20 protein-coding genes and 8 pseudogenes are annotated in these 20,966 nt (G+C 49.1%); 16 read left to right on the forward strand and 12 right to left on the reverse strand.

Annotated elements, in window-relative coordinates; genetic code table 11:
* Window positions 1-183 precede the first annotated feature (183 nt).
* Both edd and kdgA read left to right on the forward strand, forming a co-directional pair.
* Complete coding sequence (gene edd / locus ACLJPE_RS01745; protein WP_001069111.1) at window positions 184-1,995, forward strand: phosphogluconate dehydratase; 1,812 nt, start codon at window positions 184-186, stop codon at window positions 1,993-1,995.
* A 37-nt stretch (window positions 1,996-2,032) separates the two neighbouring features.
* Entirely contained in the window at window positions 2,033-2,674 is a 642-nt protein-coding gene (gene kdgA / locus ACLJPE_RS01750; protein WP_000800497.1) for a bifunctional 4-hydroxy-2-oxoglutarate aldolase/2-dehydro-3-deoxy-phosphogluconate aldolase, read from the forward strand.
* Between the two features lie 99 nt (window positions 2,675-2,773).
* Here the strand turns inward: kdgA and purT are convergent, their stop codons facing one another.
* Window positions 2,774-3,952 carry a formate-dependent phosphoribosylglycinamide formyltransferase gene (gene purT / locus ACLJPE_RS01755; RefSeq protein WP_000173430.1) on the reverse strand — a complete coding sequence of 393 codons (1,179 nt, stop codon included), beginning with the start codon at window positions 3,950-3,952 and terminating at the stop codon, window positions 2,774-2,776.
* A gap of 130 nt (window positions 3,953-4,082) precedes the next feature.
* Between purT and yebG the strand changes: the two genes are divergently transcribed.
* The 4 genes from yebG to ptrB all read left to right on the forward strand — a co-directional run bounded on the left by yebG (window position 4,083) and on the right by ptrB (window position 7,811).
* Window positions 4,083-4,373, forward strand: coding sequence for a DNA damage-inducible protein YebG (gene yebG, locus ACLJPE_RS01760; RefSeq protein ID WP_000257723.1), 291 nt, complete (start codon window positions 4,083-4,085; stop codon window positions 4,371-4,373).
* Between the two features lie 67 nt (window positions 4,374-4,440).
* On the forward strand, window positions 4,441-4,794 hold the full coding sequence (gene yebF, locus ACLJPE_RS01765; RefSeq protein WP_001042123.1) for a protein YebF: 354 nt from the start codon (window positions 4,441-4,443) through the stop codon (window positions 4,792-4,794).
* A 93-nt stretch (window positions 4,795-4,887) separates the two neighbouring features.
* The gene (locus ACLJPE_RS01770) at window positions 4,888-5,547 is read left to right on the forward strand and encodes a tellurite resistance TerB family protein (RefSeq protein WP_000024703.1); all 660 of its coding nucleotides are present in this window, start codon (window positions 4,888-4,890) and stop codon (window positions 5,545-5,547) included.
* A 212-nt stretch (window positions 5,548-5,759) separates the two neighbouring features.
* Window positions 5,760-7,811: an oligopeptidase B gene (gene ptrB / locus ACLJPE_RS01775; protein ID WP_000936990.1), complete on the forward strand. Its 2,052-nt coding sequence runs from the start codon at window positions 5,760-5,762 to the stop codon at window positions 7,809-7,811.
* A gap of 81 nt (window positions 7,812-7,892) precedes the next feature.
* Here ptrB and exoX read toward each other — a convergent pair whose 3' ends face one another.
* The 3 genes from exoX to ACLJPE_RS01790 form a co-directional block, all read right to left on the reverse strand.
* A complete protein-coding gene (gene exoX / locus ACLJPE_RS01780; protein WP_023214468.1) occupies window positions 7,893-8,546 on the reverse strand; it encodes an exodeoxyribonuclease X in 654 nt (217 codons plus the stop codon).
* Between the two features lie 23 nt (window positions 8,547-8,569).
* Complete coding sequence (locus ACLJPE_RS01785) at window positions 8,570-9,226, reverse strand: carbon-nitrogen hydrolase family protein (RefSeq protein WP_000100257.1); 657 nt, start codon at window positions 9,224-9,226, stop codon at window positions 8,570-8,572.
* 106 nt (window positions 9,227-9,332) lie between these two features.
* Window positions 9,333-9,563 (reverse strand): DNA polymerase III subunit theta, encoded by a 231-nt coding sequence (locus tag ACLJPE_RS01790; protein ID WP_000856225.1) that lies wholly within the window; start codon window positions 9,561-9,563, stop codon window positions 9,333-9,335.
* A gap of 137 nt (window positions 9,564-9,700) precedes the next feature.
* On the opposite strand from ACLJPE_RS01790, the gene yobA reads away from it, so the two are divergent.
* The 3 genes from yobA to ACLJPE_RS01805 are packed head-to-tail and all read left to right on the forward strand — an operon-like array spanning window position 9,701 to window position 11,321.
* Window positions 9,701-10,075, forward strand: coding sequence for a CopC domain-containing protein YobA (yobA, locus tag ACLJPE_RS01795; protein ID WP_000168393.1), 375 nt, complete (start codon window positions 9,701-9,703; stop codon window positions 10,073-10,075).
* Window positions 10,076-10,951 carry a copper homeostasis membrane protein CopD gene (gene copD / locus ACLJPE_RS01800; RefSeq protein WP_023214467.1) on the forward strand — a complete coding sequence of 292 codons (876 nt, stop codon included), beginning with the start codon at window positions 10,076-10,078 and terminating at the stop codon, window positions 10,949-10,951. It begins immediately after the preceding gene.
* Between the two features lie 16 nt (window positions 10,952-10,967).
* Entirely contained in the window at window positions 10,968-11,321 is a 354-nt protein-coding gene (locus ACLJPE_RS01805; protein WP_039514051.1) for a YebY family protein, read from the forward strand.
* Between the two features lie 373 nt (window positions 11,322-11,694).
* On the opposite strand, the pseudogene ACLJPE_RS01810 reads toward ACLJPE_RS01805, so the two are convergent.
* A pseudogene (locus ACLJPE_RS01810) lies at window positions 11,695-12,537 on the reverse strand (tyrosine-type recombinase/integrase); the annotation flags it as partial.
* A 78-nt stretch (window positions 12,538-12,615) separates the two neighbouring features.
* Between ACLJPE_RS01810 and ACLJPE_RS01815 the strand changes: the two are divergent.
* The 4 genes and pseudogenes from ACLJPE_RS01815 to ACLJPE_RS01830 all read left to right on the forward strand — a co-directional run.
* Window positions 12,616-12,951: pseudogene (locus ACLJPE_RS01815) on the forward strand (hypothetical protein); the annotation flags it as partial.
* The gene (locus ACLJPE_RS01820) at window positions 12,923-13,582 is read left to right on the forward strand and encodes a DUF4376 domain-containing protein (RefSeq protein WP_223152472.1); all 660 of its coding nucleotides are present in this window, start codon (window positions 12,923-12,925) and stop codon (window positions 13,580-13,582) included. The pseudogene ACLJPE_RS01815 and the gene ACLJPE_RS01820, both read left to right, overlap by 29 nt.
* 10 nt (window positions 13,583-13,592) lie before the next feature.
* A complete protein-coding gene (locus tag ACLJPE_RS01825; protein ID WP_001277619.1) occupies window positions 13,593-13,970 on the forward strand; it encodes a DUF1353 domain-containing protein in 378 nt (125 codons plus the stop codon).
* Between the two features lie 3 nt (window positions 13,971-13,973).
* Window positions 13,974-14,084 (forward strand): annotated as a pseudogene (locus ACLJPE_RS01830) (tail fiber assembly protein); the annotation flags it as partial.
* Between the two features lie 90 nt (window positions 14,085-14,174).
* Here the strand turns inward: ACLJPE_RS01830 and ACLJPE_RS01835 are convergent.
* The 3 genes and pseudogenes from ACLJPE_RS01835 to ACLJPE_RS01845 all read right to left on the reverse strand — a co-directional run bounded on the left by ACLJPE_RS01835 (window position 14,175) and on the right by ACLJPE_RS01845 (window position 15,569).
* The gene (locus ACLJPE_RS01835; RefSeq protein WP_071585801.1) at window positions 14,175-14,360 is read right to left on the reverse strand and encodes a PagK family vesicle-borne virulence factor; all 186 of its coding nucleotides are present in this window, start codon (window positions 14,358-14,360) and stop codon (window positions 14,175-14,177) included.
* A 245-nt stretch (window positions 14,361-14,605) separates the two neighbouring features.
* Window positions 14,606-14,779 (reverse strand): annotated as a pseudogene (locus ACLJPE_RS01840) (tail fiber assembly protein); the annotation flags it as partial.
* A gap of 19 nt (window positions 14,780-14,798) precedes the next feature.
* Window positions 14,799-15,569 carry a transporter substrate-binding domain-containing protein gene (locus ACLJPE_RS01845; RefSeq protein ID WP_039514054.1) on the reverse strand — a complete coding sequence of 257 codons (771 nt, stop codon included), beginning with the start codon at window positions 15,567-15,569 and terminating at the stop codon, window positions 14,799-14,801.
* A gap of 490 nt (window positions 15,570-16,059) precedes the next feature.
* On the opposite strand from ACLJPE_RS01845, the pseudogene ACLJPE_RS01850 reads away from it, so the two are divergent.
* Window positions 16,060-16,188 (forward strand): annotated as a pseudogene (locus tag ACLJPE_RS01850) (helix-turn-helix domain-containing protein); the annotation flags it as partial.
* Window positions 16,189-16,216: 28 nt separating this feature from the next.
* On the opposite strand, the gene ACLJPE_RS01855 reads toward ACLJPE_RS01850, so the two are convergent.
* The 3 genes and pseudogenes from ACLJPE_RS01855 to ACLJPE_RS01865 all read right to left on the reverse strand — a co-directional run.
* Window positions 16,217-17,017: a hypothetical protein gene (locus ACLJPE_RS01855; protein ID WP_001542520.1), complete on the reverse strand. Its 801-nt coding sequence runs from the start codon at window positions 17,015-17,017 to the stop codon at window positions 16,217-16,219.
* Window positions 17,018-17,969: 952 nt separating this feature from the next.
* Window positions 17,970-18,277: pseudogene (locus tag ACLJPE_RS01860) on the reverse strand (tyrosine-type recombinase/integrase); the annotation flags it as partial.
* Window positions 18,276-18,640 (reverse strand): annotated as a pseudogene (locus tag ACLJPE_RS01865) (recombinase RecT); the annotation flags it as partial. The pseudogenes ACLJPE_RS01860 and ACLJPE_RS01865, both read right to left, overlap by 2 nt.
* On the opposite strand from ACLJPE_RS01865, the pseudogene ACLJPE_RS01870 reads away from it, so the two are divergent.
* Window positions 18,637-18,747 (forward strand): annotated as a pseudogene (locus ACLJPE_RS01870) (replication protein); the annotation flags it as partial. The pseudogenes ACLJPE_RS01865 and ACLJPE_RS01870 overlap by 4 nt on opposite strands.
* A gap of 12 nt (window positions 18,748-18,759) precedes the next feature.
* Window positions 18,760-19,155, forward strand: a complete 396-nt coding sequence (locus ACLJPE_RS01875) for a DUF977 family protein (RefSeq protein ID WP_000089423.1) — start codon at window positions 18,760-18,762, stop codon at window positions 19,153-19,155.
* A 286-nt stretch (window positions 19,156-19,441) separates the two neighbouring features.
* Here ACLJPE_RS01875 and ACLJPE_RS01880 read toward each other — a convergent pair whose 3' ends face one another.
* Window positions 19,442-20,572 (reverse strand): GGDEF domain-containing protein, encoded by a 1,131-nt coding sequence (locus tag ACLJPE_RS01880; RefSeq protein WP_000529514.1) that lies wholly within the window; start codon window positions 20,570-20,572, stop codon window positions 19,442-19,444.
* Window positions 20,573-20,966: the final 394 nt, after the last annotated feature.

Consider the following 20,966-nt stretch of genomic DNA (forward strand, 5'->3'; position numbering starts at 1 on the left):
GATTGTAGAATCATTTTTGCACTTTTAAGCCTCGTGTGGATTCACCTGCGAGGCTTTTTTTATTACACTGCCTGAAACGATTTTGCCCCATTATCACCGGACATCATGTATTTCACTGTCTTTCCACATTGATGAAACGCATGGTAAACCCGGTAGCCGGACAGATAAATTTCAGGAGCCTCTATGAATCCTAATTTGTTACGCGTAACACAGCGTATTGTCGAACGCTCGCAGCAGACCCGAGAAGCCTATCTTGCCCGCATTGAGCAGGCGAAAACCGCCACGGTCCACCGATCTCAACTGGCCTGCGGCAACCTGGCGCATGGCTTCGCCGCCTGTCAGCCAGAGGACAAAGCCTCGCTGAAAAGTATGTTGCGCAATAATATCGCCATCATTACCTCCTACAATGACATGCTCTCTGCGCATCAACCGTATGAACATTATCCGGAAATTATTCGTCAGGCCCTGCATTCCGTGAATGCGGTAGGTCAGGTCGCAGGCGGCGTACCGGCAATGTGCGATGGCGTTACGCAAGGGCAGGATGGCATGGAGTTGTCATTACTCAGCCGCGAAGTGATAGCGATGTCGGCAGCAGTAGGCCTCTCTCACAATATGTTTGACGGCGCGTTATTCCTCGGCGTATGCGACAAAATCGTTCCGGGGCTGGCGATGGCCGCGCTCTCTTTTGGTCATTTACCCGCGATTTTTGTTCCGTCAGGCCCGATGGCGAGCGGCCTGCCGAATAAAGAAAAAGTCCGTATTCGTCAGCTATATGCGGAAGGAAAAGTAGACAGAATGGCGCTGCTGGAGTCAGAAGCCGCCTCTTACCATGCGCCGGGCACCTGTACATTTTACGGCACCGCCAACACCAACCAGATGGTGGTGGAGTTTATGGGAATGCAGTTGCCGGGTTCCTCGTTTGTGCATCCGGATGCGCCGCTGCGCGAGGCATTGACTGCCGCTGCCGCACGTCAGGTAACACGTCTTACCGGCAACGGCAATACGTGGATGCCGCTCGGTAAAATGATCGACGAAAAAGTCGTGGTGAACGGCATTGTCGCGCTGCTGGCTACCGGCGGTTCCACCAACCACACCATGCATCTGGTTGCAATGGCGCGCGCGGCGGGCATTCTGATCAACTGGGATGACTTCTCGGATTTGTCGGAAGTGGTTCCGTTGATGGCGCGTCTGTACCCGAACGGTCCGGCGGACATTAACCACTTCCAGGCGGCGGGCGGCGTACCGGTATTGATGCGTGAGCTGCTCAATGCCGGATTGTTGCACGAAGACGTTAACACTGTCGCAGGCTTCGGCCTGAAACGCTATACGCTGGAGCCCTGGCTCAACAACGGCGAGCTGGACTGGCGTGAAGGCGCGGAAAGGTCACTGGATAACGATGTCATTGCCTCTTTTGATAAGCCGTTCTCTCCTCACGGCGGTACTAAGGTGCTAAGCGGTAATCTGGGGCGCGCAGTAATGAAGACGTCTGCGGTACCGGTTGAAAACCAGATCATTGAAGCGCCTGCCATGGTATTTGAAAGTCAGCATGATGTGCTGCCTGCGTTTGACGCGGGCCTGCTTGACCGGGATTGTGTCGTTGTCGTGCGTCATCAGGGACCAAAAGCGAATGGAATGCCAGAATTACATAAACTCATGCCGCCACTTGGTGTATTATTGGACCGCCGTTTCAAAATCGCGTTAGTTACTGATGGACGACTTTCAGGCGCTTCGGGTAAAGTGCCTTCAGCTATCCACGTAACGCCGGAAGCCTACGATGGCGGCTTACTGGCAAAAGTGCGCGATGGCGACATCATTCGCGTGAATGGGCAGACAGGTGAGTTAACTCTGCTGGTCGACGAGGCGGAACTTGCCGCTCGTCAGCCTCATATTCCGGACCTGAGCGCGTCGCGCGTCGGAACGGGGCGTGAGTTGTTTGGCGCGCTGCGCGAAAAGCTGTCGGGTGCGGAGCAGGGCGCAACCTGTATCACTTTTTAAGATGACACACTAGTAATCAGGCGAGAGAAGAATTCCGATGAAAAACTGGAAAACAAGTGCAGAAGCAATCCTGACCACCGGCCCGGTTGTCCCGGTCATTGTAGTCAATAAACTGGAGCACGCGGTGCCGATGGCTAAAGCGCTGGTGGCCGGGGGCGTTCGCGTTCTGGAAGTGACTTTACGTACGGCCTGCGCGATGGATGCTATTCGCGCTATCGCTAAAGAAGTACCGGAAGCGATTGTCGGCGCCGGAACCGTTCTCAATCCGCAGCAGTTGGCGGAGGTGACGGAAGCGGGCGCGCAGTTTGCGATTAGCCCGGGGCTGACTGAGCCACTGCTGAAAGCCGCGACGGCAGGCACTATCCCATTGATTCCCGGTATTAGCACCGTTTCTGAGCTGATGTTGGGCATGGACTATGGTCTGAAAGAGTTCAAATTCTTCCCGGCGGAAGCGAATGGCGGCACTAAAGCGTTGCAGGCGATTGCCGGTCCGTTCTCTCAGGTGCGTTTCTGCCCAACTGGCGGCATCTCTCCGGCAAACTATCGTGACTATCTGGCGCTGAAAAGCGTATTGTGCATCGGCGGTTCCTGGCTGGTGCCGGCCGACGCGCTGGAAGCGGGTGATTACGATCGCATCACCAAACTGGCGCGCGAAGCGGTAGAAGGCGCGAAGCAGTAAGCCGTTAAATGCCCGATGGCGCTTGCTTATCGGGCTTACGAGTGGCGATCTGGCAGGCCTGATAAAAATGCGCTAACGTCGCCATCAGGCGATGGCGCATTAGCCTTTTACCGTCACGCGGCTGGCGGCCTTTTTCGCTCTTATCACCGCTTCTTCAACGTTTTCACCTGTCGCTAACGCTACACCAAGACGACGGGTGCCGTCGATCTCAGGCTTACCAAACAGCCGTACCTGCACTCCGGCCCCTACCGCCGCGTGAACATTATCAAACGTCACATTTTGACTGGTAAGCTGCGGCAGAATCACGGCCGAGGCAGCGGGACCATACTGGCGAATAGCGCCTACGGGCATTCCCAGAAAGGCGCGCACATGCAGCGCAAACTCAGAGAGATCCTGAGAAATCAACGTGACCATTCCGGTATCGTGCGGGCGAGGGGAGACTTCGCTGAAAATGACTTCATCGCCACAGACGAAGAGTTCAACGCCGAACAGGCCATGACCGCCTAACGCCAGTACCACATGACGGGCAATCTCTTGCGCCCGCTTCAGCGCCAGTTCGCTCATCTGCTGTGGCTGCCAGGATTCGCGATAGTCGCCATCTTGCTGACGATGACCGACCGGTGCGCAGAAATGCACGCCATCGACGGCGCTAACGGTGAGCAGCGTAATTTCAAAATCAAATTTAACCACGCCTTCCACAATCACGCGACCCGCGCCAGCGCGTCCGCCCTGTTGAGCATACTCCCATGCCTGCGCGAGCTGTTCGGCCGAGCGGATAAAGCTCTGGCCTTTGCCGGAAGAGCTCATGACCGGTTTGACGATGCAAGGAAAACCCACTGCGGCTACCGCATCATGAAAACTGGCCTCACTGTCGGCAAAGCGATACGTCGATGTCGGCAGTCCTAATTCTTCTGCGGCCAGGCGACGGATCCCTTCGCGGTTCATCGTGAGCTGCGTTGCACGAGCGCAAGGCACGACATTCAGTCCTTCGCCCTCCAGTTCACGCAGCGTATCGGTGGCGATCGCTTCTATTTCCGGCACGATATAATGCGGTTTTTCCTCTGTAATCACATGACGTAGCGCCTCGCCGTCCAGCATATTAATGACGTGTGAACGGTGAGCCACATGCATGGCGGGAGCATCAGGATAGCGATCGACGGCGATAACCTCGATCCCCAGGCGTTGGCATTCAATCGCCACCTCTTTTCCCAATTCACCTGCCCCTAATAACATCACCCGCGTTGCTGCCGGACGCAGCGCAGTGCCTAATAGCGTCATATTTCTGTCCCCTTATTTACCTGCGCGCAGTATATACGAAAACGTTTGCGCATGTCTTTTCGAATAGATTGCTTTTCTTGCTGCCTTGCAATATACTGTATATAAATACAGGTAAATAAGGGGCTGCAAAATGGCGGTTGAAGTTAAATACGTAGTCATTCGCGAGGGTGAGGAGAAGATGTCATTTACCAGTAAAAAGGAAGCCGACGCCTGGGACAAAATGCTCGATACTGCCGATCTTCTTGATACCTGGCTTGAGCAGTCGCCAGTCGTGCTGGAAGATGGGCAGCGCGAAGCGTTGTCGCTGTGGCTGGCGGAACATAAAGAGGTGTTAAGCACTATCCTCAAAACCGGTAAGTTGCCTTCTCCGCAGGCGGTTGAAAAGGACGCCGCGAGTAAAACGAAAAAGCAAGCCGCCTGAACCCACACTTGCGCTCCCGGCGTTTTGTACCATGCTTTTCCTGAATCATTGTGCTAAGGAGAAAAGTATGAATAAAAGAGGAGCGTTGTTGAGCCTGCTGTTGTTATCCGCCAGCGTATCGGCATTTGCGGCATCCACCGAGAGTAAATCGGTTAAGTTTCCGCAGTGCGAAGGGCTGGATGCCGCCGGGATTGCGGCAAGCGTGAAGCGCGACTACCAGCAAAATCGTATCGTGCGGTGGGCAGACGACCAAAAAAAGGTCGGGCAGGCTGACCCGGTCGCGTGGGTTAATGTGCAGGACGTTGTAGGTCAAAATGATAAATGGACAGTTCCGCTAACTGTTCGCGGTAAAAGTGCCGATATTCATTATCAGGTCATCGTTGATTGCAAAGCCGGCAAGGCGGAATATAAGCCCCGCTAGCAGCGTAATTTGCGCTTCTTTTGCCGGAACAGACAATTCCTGACATCCCCTCAGGTACGCTTGACCATTATTGGTCTGTATTTGAGGGGTACTATGGCTAACTGGTTGAACCAATTACAATCACTTCTTGGGCAAAAAGGCGCTTCCGCATCGCCTTCCGGTGAACATGGGTTAAATAAACTGCTGGTTCCCGGCGCGCTGGGCGGTCTGGCTGGACTGTTGGTCGCCAATAAGTCTTCGCGCAAATTATTAACCAAATACGGTACTGGCGCTTTGCTGGTGGGCGGCGGCGCGGTGGCGGGTTCCGTATTGTGGAATAAGTACAAAGATAAAGTACGCGCTGCGCATCAGGGGGAGCCGCAATTCGGCAGCCAAAGTACGCCGCTGGATGTTCGCACTGAGCGACTGATCCTGGCGCTGGTTTTTGCTGCAAAAAGCGATGGGCATATTGATGCCAAAGAACGCGCGGCGATTGAGCACCAACTGCGAGAATCAGGTGTAGAAGAGCAAGGGCGTGTGTTTATCGAGAAAGCTATTGAGCAGCCGCTTGATCCACAACGTCTGGCACAGGGTGTTCGCAATGAAGAAGAAGCCCTGGAAATCTACTTCCTGAGCTGCGCCGCCATTGATATTGACCACTTTATGGAACGTAGCTATCTGAATGCGTTAGGAGACGCGCTAAAAATTCCTCAGGAGGTTCGGGACGGTATCGAGCAGGACTTGCAGCAGCAAAAACAGGCGCTACCAGGCTGATAACCTGCCATTAAGTAACATGTTTCGCTTGCATCATGCGTGTCTTTTGCCACCCTTATAGGATGGATAGTTTACGTCATTCATGTTGCAGGATAGCGGCGAAGCAGTGACATCTCAGGCGCTTACCGAGGTGAGCGACCGGGACTACCATGCTACGCCGCTGTGTTTGCCGCGTGATATATAACAAATATTAACGCAAAAGAAAAAACGACATGTTGCCAAAAGCCAATCGAATTCCCTATGCCATGACCGTACATGGCGATACGCGCATTGATAATTATTACTGGCTGCGAGATGACACTCGCTCGCAGCCGGAAGTCCTTGATTACCTGCATCAGGAAAATGAGTATGGCCGGAAGGTCATGTCCTCTCAGCAGGCGTTACAGGACCGCATTCTAAAAGAAATTATCGATCGCATCCCGCCCAGAGAAGTTTCCGCTCCGTATGTGAAAAACGGCTATCGCTACCGTTATATCTATGAACCCGGCTGCGAATATGCCATCTATCAACGACAATCGGCGTTAAGCGAAGAGTGGGATGTGTGGGAAACCTTGCTCGATGCGAACCAGCGGGCCGCGCACAGCGAATTTTATACGCTCGGCGGACTTGCCATTACGCCGGATAATACCATCATGGCGCTGGCGGAAGATTATTTATCCCGTCGTCAGTATGGGTTGCGTTTTCGTAACCTCGAAAGCGGTAACTGGTATCCGGAACTGCTGGATAACGTTGCGCCTGAATTTGTCTGGGCCAATGATTCCCTGACCCTTTACTATGTGCGTAAGCATAAGAAGACGCTGCTGCCCTATCAGGTTTGGCGGCACACGATTGGCACTCCGTCATCGCAAGATGAACTGGTATATGAGGAGAAAGACGATACCTTTTATGTCAGCCTGCATAAAACCACTTCGCAGCATTATGTGGTGATTCATCTTGCCAGCGCCACCACTAGCGAAGTGCTGTTACTTGACGCGGAACTGGCCGATGCCGAGCCGTTTTCATTTTTACCGCGCCGCAAAGACCATGAATATAGTCTCGATCACTATCAACATAAGTTTTACCTGCGTTCTAACCGGAACGGTAAAAACTTTGGGTTGTACCGTACCCGCGTGCGCAATGAAAACGCCTGGGAAGAGCTGATCCCTCCGCGCGAGCATATTATGCTGGAAGGGTTTACCCTGTTTACCGACTGGTTAGTGGTCGAAGAGCGTCAACGGGGGCTTACCAGCCTGCGGCAAATTAACCGTAAAACCCGTGAAGTGATAGGCATTGCCTTTGACGATCCGGCTTACGTGACGTGGCTTGCCTATAATCCCGAACCTGAGACCTCCCGGCTGCGTTACGGCTATTCTTCAATGACGACGCCAGATACCTTGTTTGAACTGGATATGGATACCGGAGAACGACGGGTACTTAAACAGACGGAAGTGCCTGGGTTTGATTCTGGCTGTTATCAGAGCGAACACCTGTGGATCACCGCACGCGACGGCGTCGAAGTGCCGGTATCGCTGGTTTATCATCAGAAGTATTTTCGTAAAGGGCAAAATCCGCTTCTGGTTTACGGCTACGGATCTTACGGTTCCAGTATTGACGCCGACTTCAGCAGCAGCCGACTGAGCTTGCTGGATCGTGGCTTTGTTTACGCAATCGTACACGTTCGCGGCGGCGGTGAGCTGGGGCAGCAGTGGTATGAAGATGGCAAATTCCTCAAAAAGCGGAATACTTTTAATGATTATCTTGATGCCTGCGATGCCTTATTAAAACTGGGTTACGGTTCGCCGTCGCTGTGTTATGGGATGGGCGGGAGCGCGGGCGGAATGCTAATGGGCGTCGCTATCAACGAACGCCCCGAGCTTTTCCACGGCGTTATTGCCCAGGTACCCTTTGTTGATGTATTAACCACGATGCTGGATGAGTCGATCCCACTAACGACAGGAGAGTTTGAAGAGTGGGGGAACCCGCAGGATATTGAGTATTATGACTATATGAAAAGCTATAGTCCTTATGACAATGTCAAAGCGCAGGACTATCCGCACCTGCTGGTGACGACAGGATTGCACGATTCCCAGGTGCAATACTGGGAACCGGCGAAGTGGGTGGCAAAATTACGCGAGCTAAAAACGGATCAACGTCTGCTGCTGTTATGTACGGATATGGACTCCGGGCACGGTGGTAAGTCGGGGCGGTTTAAATCCTACGAAGGCGTCGCGCTGGAGTTCGCCTTTTTAATCGGCCTGGCGCAGGGAACCTTACATAGCGCATAGACGCGCGAGCTCGCAACGGCTTGTGAGCGTCGCGGGTTATTGTGGTGTTCCATTGCTGCGTTGCTCGTCAGCCTGAACATCTTACAGGTAGTGTTTAAGCGTCAGGCGAAGTTCCGGGCTCATATTATCAAGGTTATTAAAAAGCCAGCGTAAATAGCCCGGATCGCGTTTTGCGACTTCAGATACCGCCTTACCGCGGTATTTACCGAACGGGAAAGTGGTTAACAGCGCAGGACGGCCCGTGATATTGACCATCTCTTCCGCGGTCCAGCCAGTGGTTCGCATAATATCAATCAGCAAGGCGGCGGTGATATAGCAATCATAAAGCGCCCGGTGATGATGCAGCCCCGGCGGCGTTTGTACGCTTAGTTTGCGCGATTTATAGAGCGCCATATTGCTGTATTTTATTCCCGGCCACAGGCGTCGCGACAACTTCATGGTACAGATCCACTCACCCGGCAATTCAGGTAATACGCGTCTGTCGAAACTGGCATTGTGAGCGACATACCACTCACTACCGTAATAAAGCGGTATGACATCTTCAATCCACGGCTTATCGGCGACCATGGCTTCGGTAATACGGTGTATCGCCATCGCCTGCGGCGTAATAGGGCGATCGGGGCGTATCAGGTGACTCATGGGATTGACAATGTTGCCATCAATGACATCAACAGAGGCTATCTCTACGATCCCGCCCTGCAGCCCGCAGGTTTCCGTGTCTATAATCCGCAACATGATTCATTCCTCACCGAAAGACCTTAGCGTAATGGAATGATATCGCCTTGCCAACCCTCGGTTGTGCGCAGACCCGTCAGTAATAGCGAACCGCAATCGGCACGAACAATAAGTTGCCCGCTTTCATCCCACAGCGCGCTACTGCCACAGGCATTGGCCATCAGTACGGCCAGCGCATATTTATGCGAAAAACGTTGTAAGCGTGAGGTAGAAGCATGTAGTTCAGGTTCGTTAAGACATTGACTGGTTGTGAATAACGTAAATGAGGGATCTATATCACCACCTTCTGGCTGCTCATCCACCACGTTGATAGCGCTTCGCTGCCTGGCTATACAGGCGCCATGACTTTTGTGAAACATGAGCGGCGACGTTAGCCATGGGGCAAAAATAGCGATGCCTTTTACGAAGCGGCAGTTATGCTCAACAGGCATACCCACAATGATAGTCATATGGTGAGTATCGGCCGCATGAGTGAGCGGCTGTAAAAGCGCCTCGTCAGGTGGGGCGGGCAACGATTTATTTCTTTCGTCGCAGCCTAATAGCGACAGTGACGGAAAGACCAGCAGTTCGCACTGTTGACGAGCCGCAAGCTCAATATATTCCAGATGATGGGCGACATGCTCCGCCGGCGAGGCGTTCAGGGGCGCATACTGCGCAGCAGCAATTTTCCAGGAGGACATAATGACTTCCTTTTCATAGTCTCTACAGCCATTCTAAAAAGCATAGGTTAAGAATCGCCTTATAATGTAGTCGTCTGCATGTAAGGAAGTGTAACGTTATATAATTTTATTTAACTTTGGGTTCGTAAGGGAGTCGGGATAGTGATACGGAAGCCAGACGATGGGCAATCAGCCGCTCGCGAAACCAGGCGCGTAGATGCTCTGGCTGCTCACGTTCGACCACCTCCGCGACAACTGGCATATTGTAGCGCTCTTTAAATGCCACCCCGGCTGCCGCCAGGTCCACATTGACTTTATCCATTTCCGCTTGTTCAAGCTGAGCCAGATTCGTTTTCATACGCGTCTCCTTTTTTGTTGCCGCCAGAAGGTACTAAGAGTCCGCGGTAATGGCAAGATGGAAATGATGATCCTCGACTCATTGATTGTTGAAGGTTATTCTTTGTAACGTAGGTATAACAAAAAGGAATAGTGAATATGGCTTCTTCTGCACCATCGCGACGTTTAGCTTTACTGCTGTTGGCATCGACATTTGCGACGCCAGCGGCCTGGGCACATGCGCACCTGACGCATCAGTATCCAGCGGCGAATGCTGCCGTTACGGCCTCGCCACAGGCGCTGACCCTGAATTTTTCTGAAGGGATTGAGCCAGGATTCAGCGGCGCAACCATTACAGGCCCTCAGCAAGAGCTCATCAAAACGCGCCCGGCAAAGCGAAATGAACAGGATAAAACGCAGTTGATTATCCCGCTTGAGCAGCCGTTAAAATCTGGCGCTTACACGGTAGACTGGCACGTTGTGTCGGTGGATGGGCATAAAACAAAAGGGAAATACACCTTCAGCGTGAAATAAATGATGCTGACATTCGTCTGGATAACTCTCCGATTTATTCATTTTGCTAGTTTGATGCTGGTCTACGGCTGCGCGCTTTACGGCGCCTGGCTGGCACCCGCACCAATTCGTCGTTTAATGACGCGTCGATTTTTACATCTGCAACGACATGCTGCCGCCTGGAGCGTTATCAGCGCGGCTTTTATGCTGGCGATTCAGGGCGGACTGATGGGCGGCGGCTGGCCCGATGTTTTTTCCGTCTCGGTGTGGGGCGCGGTACTGCAAACCCGCTTTGGCGCGGTCTGGATATGGCAAATTATCCTCGCGCTGGTCACGCTGGTGGTGGTAGTCATTGCGCCGGTAAAAATGCAACGACGGCTTCTTATTCTAACCGTTGCTCAGTTTATCCTGCTGGCAGGCGTTGGACATGCGACGATGCGCGATGGTGTAGCGGGAACATTACAGCAAATTAACCATGCTCTGCATTTGCTCTGTGCCGCAGCCTGGTTTGGCGGGCTGTTGCCAGTGGTTTATTGTATGCGCATGGCTCAGGGACGCTGGCGTCAACATGCCATTAGCGCCATGATGCGTTTTTCTCGTTATGGTCACTTTTTTGTGGCGGGCGTATTGCTCACAGGCATTGGCAACACGCTATTTATCACGGGATTTACCGCTATCTGGCAGACCACCTATGGACAGTTGCTTTTGTTAAAATGTGCGCTGGTGGTGCTTATGGTAGCAATTGCGCTGACGAATCGGTATGTTCTCGTACCACGTATGCGACAGGAAAATCCCCGGACTGACCTATGGTTTGTCAGGATGACGCAAATTGAATGGGGAGTTGGAGGCATAGTTCTGGCGATCGTCAGCCTGTTTGCAACCCTCGAACCTTTCTGATGGACTGGCATAACGAATGAAAAAAATACTCCTTCCGGCGCTTCTGCTGGCCACTTCGGGCGTAGCGTTGGCGGCGCCGCAGGTGATTACCGTAAGTCGTTTTGAAGTAGGAAAAGACAAGTGGGCGTTTAATCGGGAAGAGGTCATGTTGACCTGTCTACCTGGCCAGGCGCTCTATGTGATCAACCCCAGTACGCTGGTGCAGTATCCCTTGAATGCCATTGCCGAACAGCAAGTAGCGGAGGGTAAAACGCGCGCTCAGCCTATCGCCGTCATTCAAATCGATAACCCGGCGAAGCCCGGTGAGAAAATGAGTCTGGCGCCGTTTATCGAACGTGCGCAAAAGCTTTGTGATCCATCCAATAGCTGACTGATTTTTAATAAAAAACCGTAAACCTTCACGAAAAGGCTTACGGTTTTTTTATCTCTGATGACAGACAAAACGCCAGGTTTTTTCAATCACCTTCGTCACAAACTGGAAAACCTGGCGTCGTCATCTATTCTTAAAGGGCAAGGCGATTTAGCCTGCATTAATGCCAACTTTTAGCGCACGGCTCTCTCCCAAGAGCCATTTCCCTGGACCGAATACAGGAATCGTATTCGGTCTCTTTTTATTTCGATTATAAATCAATGGGTTATGTGTATCCCCTCGAAATTCCTCGAAATTTCCTCGAATTTCTGTATTCCGGTCTTTTTGTTTATATCACATCCAAATCCAGTTTAACATTTCTTTTACAACAAAATCAGAGCATCACGTAAGCTTTATTATCGCGTTCATCGAGATAGAGTTTCGTGGTGTTCTCTGAGGTGTGGCCCAGTAGTTTTTGAGCGAACTCCTCGCCGCGTTCGTCTTTGTACAGCCGACCAGCCAGGCTACGGATCTCGTGAAATGTCGGTGGGTTATCACTAAATTTAGCGCCTGAAATTTTTCTGGCTTTTACAAATTTCTTTGTCAGCCCATCCGGGTGAATATTCCCGGTTGGGCTATTTTTCCTGATTCCTGCACTGATCATGAAATCAGTTCGGCTTACCAGCCGGCAGCGATCGATTACCGTTCCCAGACGTAACCCCGTTGCCTGAAGTGTCAGGGAGAGGGGAATGGCTATTTTCATTCCGGTTTTAATCTGAGTTACGTATAAGCGGTTGTCAAAATCATCACTAAATTTCATATTTACGATATCCTCCCTACGTTGACCAGTAACGAGCGCTAAATCCATCGTGAGAGGGAACCATGCAGGCATATGCTCTGCTGCCGCTCGTGTGGCGTTATACGTTTCCAGTTGCAAGCGTTCCCTGGCCGCCTTAATCTCTGGTAACCGGGTTGCTTCCACCGGATTCGTTGTTATTCTTCCTTCCACAATTGCCTCACGAAAAATGTCAGATAGTACAGACCTCATCGCCCCCGCCATCGTGTTTTTACCTTCCGCGATCCATGACTCCGGATACTCAGCAATATGCCGCGTGGTCACCTTCTGCCAATATCATTTCCCCATTTTTTCGCGCACGGTCGCTAACTGATTGCCGCGAATTTTGTATGTGTTGGCCGCTAAATCCCGTCGTTTTAGTAACACGTCATAGCGGTCTATCCCGTTTTCTCCGGCAGAGGGGCCAGCACCGTCGGTGCGTTCTGTTTCATCTGATTTAACAGCAGAAGCTGCGCCGGGGATAGCCAGACCGGGCAGCAGCCAGGGATGAGCGAACAGATATCAACCTCATTCATCGGTAACCGTAAACCGGATGAGTTGCTAAATGCTGTGGAGCGGTATTTCAGGGAGAAGGCCATCACAGCCAGTGTTAACGACCAGAACACAGGGATTATCGCCGGTACCGGGGATGATCCGGAACTGAGTTCGTTGTATCTGGACTGTTCACTGTTACCGCAGACACAAAATATCCAGGAGCATTACCGTATCGTCGCGCAGGTCTGGAGTGCCGGTGAAGGCAGTAATGTTTCGGTAATGGTGACAGGCACTGCCGGACTGGATATTGCCGACGGTAGCGCCACATACCAGATTACCGTCAAACTGTACCGATATTGCCCCTCCTGATATTCCGGCCAGTCATATTGCTGTATTTGACTCTGAAACCGAAACGTGGAGTCTGAACGAAGACCATCGCGGCGAAACAGTGTGCGACACGCAAACCGGCAACCCGATTTATATTTCAAAACCCGGCCCGTTACCGGAGAACACTACCACACAGGCCCCCACATCACCAATAGATAAATTTGAAAACGGTCAGTGGGTGGCTGACCTTGCGACCGTACTCGGTCAGAAATACGCTGAGATTAATGCGTGGCGTAATGCGCAGGAAAACGGTAACTACCCGTTCACACTGAATGATCACCACTGGGGCTGCGGTAAAGCGTCGCAGGACCGACTGTCGCCAGTAACGGCGGTGGCAAAACAGGGAGCGCTACCGCCAGGATTCTTCTGGACGGATGCAGATAACATCGATGTGCCAATGAGCGCAGACGAACTGATTAAACTCGAAGCCGCTATGCAACAAAACATGGTACTGGTGGGTTTTAAAATACACGAACGCCAGCGGCAGATGAAGGACGAAGTGAACAGTCTCACCAACGCACAGGCTGTACTGGATTACGTGGTTGGCTGGCCGGAAAACCGTTAAGGAATGTATTATGAGCTGCTTCACAACCCCGGCCATTCTTGAAATGCCTGGCCACTACCTTTGGCGTGTACATGAACCTTTTGAATTTTACCTCAGCGACGACAACAGCGACGTAATCAGCGTACCAGCCGGATTTGTAACTGATCTCGCCACCGTTCCACGCATCTTCTGGTCAGTCATGCCGCCAGACGGCAAATACGCTAAAGCGGCAATAATCCACGACTACCTTTACGACAATGCGCCGCGCACGAAAAAAGAAGCCGATTTGATATTCCTTGATGGAATGACCGTGCCTGGCGTGCCGAAGTGGAAACGGATTGTGATGTATCTGGCGGTCAGGTGGTTTGGCAGGGGAATGTATGGGAAAGAACGTAAATACTGTGAATGATTTGCCACAGATGACGAGATTAAACGGCTGGAGGCATGGGAACTCTACAGCGTAATGGTAAACAGGGTGGATATATCTGCCCCCTCCTGGCCGGATAAACCAGCCAGTCTGTAGTCGTTACTGTGGTACTTTAATTATCCATATATCACAAATTACTTGTTTACACGGTAATTAATCACTCAGGTTAATAAAAGGTTGTTTCGTTTACCAGCATATTTTACCCTCTGGTAGTTCTGGGATTGATATACCTGCCGGCCAGATTTTACACCACGGAAACGAAATGCCCGGGAATCCTTTGTTACCGCTTTCAGTGGCCATTGCAGATGAAGAAAATGTTATGGCTGATATAGCAAAAACCAGCGCTAACAATACACTGTTAAATTTATTCATAATATTATCCACATAGTTGAGAGTTATGCTTCCTTCTTAATTTTTACCGCAATCCTTTTACCAGGATAAAGCAGAGGCGAAAATTTTTCTTGTCTGTCTACTGATTGTTAAGCAAGTATTTACTTTTAAAATGGAATAATAAGTATGGTAACTTTCATTCTCTACAGAAAATTTACTTGTATCTGAATGAACTCGTGTAGATACCAGAACCAAATTAACGCCTAAAAAACTGCAAGTTAGTAGTATTACTGTGGTAATGCAGACCATCTGATTACTGTGAAGGTGGCCTCATCTGAAACGCCTGTTAAATCCAGCGTTTTAAGCTTCCTGATATAAGCCATCCATTTAGCCTGGCTGGCTTTATCGTCGTCACTGCTTTCACCCCGCGCCAGTTCTGTTCGTCAGTCGGCAATGGTGCTTGTCAAAACTTTGTGGCAGCTACTCTGGATTTATCTGCCACTTTCTGGCAAGTATGATTCTGTTTTCATCAGATAACCAGCTATTTACAGCGTCAAGAAGATACTGATTATCCTTCGCCATCATATAGACTTTATTGTTGGCAGTGTCGGGGAGGATACTCTTGGTTGATACGCAGAAGACACCTGGCTCTTTGTTCTGGTAATAAGTACCTTCGAGCAAGTCGGTAAACATGACATCAGCGCTGCGTTCACGAATCCTCTGCAGAGTGGTATCATTATCTCTTTCGTGAATAACATCTGCATACCTGATATGCTTGTCAACATAGTCCTGATTTGTACCACCTGGATTAACAACAATCCGCACGCCCTTACGGTCAATATCTCCAAGAGATTTGAAGTCATTAATCCTGTTACATTGCGTCAGCGCTATTTTCCCATTTTTAAGTACCGGAGAAGAAAGTGCGAACTGTTTTCTTCTGCCGGGAGTTTCTGTAACCCCTCCCATTGCAATATCAAATTTGTCTGCAGCCAGGTCAGCTGACAGCGTAGACCAACTGCTAGGTACAAACAGGATATTCAGGTGCAGAGCTTTGCCCAGTGAATATGCCATATCAATATCAAAACCGATTAATTTATTTTGTCTGTTGTGAAATGCGAGGGGAGCATAGTCACCAGGCACCCCCACACGTAACTCTTTGCTTTCTTTAATCTCCTGCCAGGGTTTTGCCATCGCGGAATAAATACTTGAAAGTGACAACAAGATAAAAAACATAAAATATACTTTTTTCATTACTCTTACCCTAATGTTTGATCAGTAGACTACAGATGAGATTGTCTTCTCTCCATTGCGCCTGTAACCTTTACTGGGCAGGGAATCCAATAATAGTGGTATATTAAACGGGAGATCCTCTCGCCACGATATACCATCCGCTATGAAGACCTGCTTCGGGTTAAGTGACAGCTTCAATTAAATTTTCACCCTGATTTTTCACATTTCTGATGTGATGGATTACCGCAGTCACGTTGTTTGCAAGAGCGTGCCTTGGTAGGCTGCCTGCTGTTTAGTCAGAACTGACTGTAATCGTGTTTATAGGTCGTACAGTTCACTATTGTGATGTAACGTCGTATGTTGATCAGCAGATCGTATGCTGACGATTTCAAAAGTACATAATTAAGTACATTTTTATATGTCACTTTTGTTTAATTCTATTTAATTCAGTTAGTTGAGTTTTTGCTTTCGTAATCGTTATTAAATAATAATCACAGGAACAATGGGAGCAGCCGGGCGCCTCATTAGGGCCGGAGTACCGTGACAGCAGGTAGCGATTATTTATGATGTTGGCGTTTCGACGTTGTACAGAAAATTTCCGGCGAGTAACATGCCTTTGATGCCATTCATGGGAAAATAACACTCCTTTAATCATCCATAAGAGTTAATTATATAAACTTAAATGGATTGGTTAATTGAATTTCATCAAGATTAACTCTATATAAAAGATTTATTGTCTTTGTTATGGCGTCTATATATTCTGCGCTATTCATTATAGCAGTGTATTTATCGTATGCTTCGAAGCAATGATTTTCATTAATATATTCACTGCTATTGTTTTTATAAATTTCATATGACTCTTCCTTTTTGAAAATGCGCGCATCTAGCCAAGGGTCAAGTATATATTCCGATATTCCTTTTGAATCAGTAAAAGTCAAAAAAACGACCACATGATTCCCTCCTGACGCGCTATTATACATAAGGGATGTGCTTATTCTGGCATCAAATACACTATTTTTCGAAAATCCTATTCCGGTTAGTCTTTGTGGTATATATTTTGCAATAATCGCACCTAAAATTAGCGACATATCAGCACAGTTCCCTGTGTTATATTTTATTGAATCAATGGAAGAATATATTAGACTCAGAGATATTGGGTTTTCTGGTCTTTCAGCCATAGCTCTGTCAAAAGAGTTTGCTTTTATAGCTTGCAGAAATTTCTTGTGATGTTCTCTTTGTAAATTAAGAGCGTCGTATTTTTCCTGCGTATCAATTTTAAGCCTGTCAATTTGCATAGCATCATAACTGTCCGATTTCTTTATTATTGTTCTGACAAAAACGGTACATTCTGAAGCAGCATTAATAATACAGGAGGATAAATCAACTGAAGTACTCTGTTGGTTGTTACAGGCGCTCACTCCAGTTGTGTCGAATTTTTCTGTAGCTACATGTCCAACATTTATAATCAATTATATTTCCCTATATTCAAAATTAAGCGATATTCTTATGTCACGACAACCTAACAGGGACTGACTACAAAGATCTTTAAATAAACGTTCATTATTGTATCTATTGATGAACTCCCTTCAGATTTAGAGGTTGTGCCCATGGTCGAAAAGCTCCTATACGCTCATATATTTAACTTATCGGGGACATGGTAGGTTAGGATGTGAAAACACAGGGACAGTTACTGTCACTGCGAAGGCAGCAATAAGGAAGCCTATCCTGTACGAACTGTGGAAAACTATATCTTGTTCACGATCACCTGCATCGTTGACGATGCGCGATCCCGGAGGTTTGACGACTGCCCGGTATGATCGGTGCCGCAGCCACATCGTATGCAAGAACGAGCTGCGGCAAGCTGGCGATCGTTCGATAGTGCGAGTATTGAATGGTTGCCAGTTGCGGCGGATTTTACTTGTTCAGGATGACTAACCAATGTGTTTAATCTGAAACTAGCCACCTGTTCAACTTTTCGCGATCGCTTTTGTTGGCATCACTATTAAGCCTTCGTCTACATGGGTATTTGGCATCGGGAGTCCCCCAGTGGAAGAGGTCGAGTGATATATGGGCAGTGAGTTTGTTTGGTCGGAGGATTTATACGCAAAATGGTTCGAAATATGTCCGAATTAAAACATAAAAAGTGATAACTAATTGAATCTATTAGAATCAAAAATAACGTATTCTAATCGTTAAAATCACTTAGTTAATATGTAATGTTATGAATTTAAAGAGAAAAATCAATTGTTGCCGTAAACAGGAATCGTATTCGATCTATTTTTATTTCGATTATAAATCAATGGGTTATGTGTTTCCCCTCGAAATTCCTCGAAATTTCCTCGAATTTCTGTATTCCGGTCTTTTTGGTTATATCACAATCAAATTAAATTTAACATTTATTTCACAACGAAAATTGGAGTATTAGAGCATCATATAAGCTTTATCATCACGCTCATCGAGATAGCGTTTCGTGGTGTTCTCTGAGGGGTGGCCCAGTAGTTTTTGGGCGAACACCTCGCCGTGCTCGTTTTTGTACAACCGCCCGGCCAGACTTCGGATCTCGTGAAATGTCGGTGGATTATTGCTGAAGTTAACGCCGGAGGCTTTTCTTGCTTTTACAAATGTCTTTGTCAATCCATCCGGATGAATATTCCCGGTCGGGCTATTTTCCTGATTCCGGCACTGCTCATGAAATCAGTCCGGCTTACCAGTCGGCAGCGATCGATTAAGGCGGGCAACGGCATAGACATGAGTAACCTGTGCATCTTCGTTCTCACCCGGACAGTGTACCAGCTTCTCTTCCAGACCAAACTCGAAGCTGAAATCGTCACCTTCACGGACAACGCGCGCGGAAAGGCTGGCAATCTGTCCGGAACGGCGGGCAAGGTCGATCATTCCCCGGTAGCCAATAATTAACTGAACGTTTTTTTGCCTGACTTTTCGTTTTTGTTTCCGAACGGCAGCAGATAGGCATGACCGAGCGCGCCGCCGGGTTCCAGCCCAAGCTGGGAACACTGAATGATGGCGCTGACAAAACTCATGGTGTCACAGTCACACAGCGCCGGAACTTTTCGGATTTCCGTTGTGGCTACCGCCGGTACGCCGTCAACTGGCAGAGCCGCGTCATCCGGCAGGGCCAACCCCGGCACAACTGATGATGGAAGAATTTAGACGGCGTAAGGCGGCGGGAAGGCTTTAACAGGGGGGACTTATGAGCAGAAATTACACACCGGCGCAGAAAGCTGAAATACAGAAGCGCCTGACGGAACTGGTACGAACACACGGTCGGATGACGTTTGGAGAGCTGCGGAAGATAACAAGGTTAACCATTTTTACAGCCCGCCACTACCTGGAAAAGGCGGAAAGTTGTGGGGATCTGTATCAGGCCGGGAGAAGCGGTATTTTTCCTTCGGAACAGGCTTTCCTGCTTTGGAAGCAGAAACGTGAAGATGCCAGGATTACCCGCTTTCTGAAAACGCCGGAAGGTGTCGTGAGTTCCTACGACCGGACCAGAAACGTTATCTGTACGGAGTGCCGGAACAGCGTGACGATGCAAAGGGTACTGGCATTTTATCCGGGACATTACCGGGAGGCGAAATCTGCATGAAAATCGAATAATATAACTTTGCAGAGGTAGTGAATATCGTAATCACCCGTTCGGCATTTGAATTCCGTGAGCACAGTCGTGTTGTGAATGTCGCCTTGTTCACAACACCAGGAATATTCCACTGTCAACTGGTTGTCTGCGGCTGGACATAATTTTATCTGATATTCAGGCTGTACCAGCGCAAAGGTTCCGTGAGTCCGACTGTCTTTTTTGCTTCCAAATATTCAGTTTTAATTATCTGAGTATGGCAAGGTGATCATCTGTATCAAACACCGGGCAACTGGTTTTACTTTACCCAACGATTACGTCCCTGTTGTTTAGCCCGATAAAGGGCCTCGTCCGCTCTGGCAATAATGCCGGTAACAGTGTCACCGGCTGTGGAAAGGGTGATGCCCATGCTGACGGTGACCGTTTCGCTAACCGCAGATGCTGCATGCGGCAGTGCGGTTTCACGCAGGTTTGTCTGAATACGTTGAGCAACCAGTGCTGCTTCATTCAGCGACGAAGAAGGCAGCACAACGACAAACTCCTCGCCCCCGTAACGTGCCACCAGGTCTGCCGGAGTACGAATCGACCTCTTCACTACACAGGCCACCTTTGCCAGACAGGCATCGCCAGCCTGGTGACCATAATGGTCGTTATAGTTTTTGAAATAGTCCACATCGAGCATGATCAGTGCAAACGGCTCCGTCTGGCGGAGAGCATCCCCAAGAAAACTTTCCATTGAACGTCGATTAGCGGTCCCGGTCAGTGCATCCTGGTGAGCCATAACGTCGAGACGCGCGATAAGCATCCGGTTTTCCTGGTAACGCAACCAGGCTTCATCAAACCAGCGCTGCAGGATAAAGCGACCATAAATGAGTATGGCGGTAAGAGTAAGCCAGACTAATAAAAACCGGATATTCACATACTGGTTAAGCTGCACACTGGCCAGTAGGGCGGTCAGCCATAACGGGACGATGAAAAGTAGCAACGCTAGCAGATGATAATAAAGCGCAGCCAGCGCGGTAAGCATAAGGATGACACTGAGAGGCCAGGCAAAAGGCAGCTGCCACCAGACAATAAAACAGTAGCTACAATAGCTCCACATCAGACTGAGAATCAGCAGCATCACCAGACAAAGAGGAGTAAATCTGGTCGGAAGGCGGTAAATGAAAAGGAGTATCAGGAACGAAAAAACAATAATACTGCCCATAATATCGTCTATTAAAGGCAGTATTCCAGTCTGTGCACTGATCGACTTGTCAAAGTCACTGATGAGTATGTGGCGAAATAAAATGATAAGCGCAAAGCTGATATTCACAAATGTGAACCACGGAATACTTACACGTAGCGCTTGCCTGACCATATCTTTATGATCCTGCCATACCCTTCCAGCACTGGAGGTACGGCGCCTGTCGTCCGAATCCTGCCCCATCCTTAATCGCCTCATATAATGAATAATTACTATCCAGTGTAGTGCGGAGATACTTCACGGTGAAAAATGGAAAAGCTATCAGGCCAGGCTGCATTTTTGGCTGATGAGATGATTTTTTGCTCCACAGTGACGAACTTATAGTCACAATTCCTGTAGTAGGGGGGAGAATTATAGTGTCTCCCGGAAACTGGAAGCGAGTTTACCCCACTTACTAAAAGAGGATGTAACTGGCAGACGTAAAATACGATTTATTTGTATCCATAAATAGTGAAATGTAACGTTTTGATTATATTTAAAAGAGCGAAAATGGCCAGGAATAACTTTAATTGTTTGAATTAACAGATAATTAATCGATCAGACTGAGTGATACAGAACATTTTTACATGAGGGGTAC

The sequence above is a fragment of the Salmonella sp. SAL04196 genome (genome assembly GCF_046550835.1).
GTDB lineage: Bacteria > Pseudomonadota > Gammaproteobacteria > Enterobacterales > Enterobacteriaceae > Salmonella > Salmonella enterica.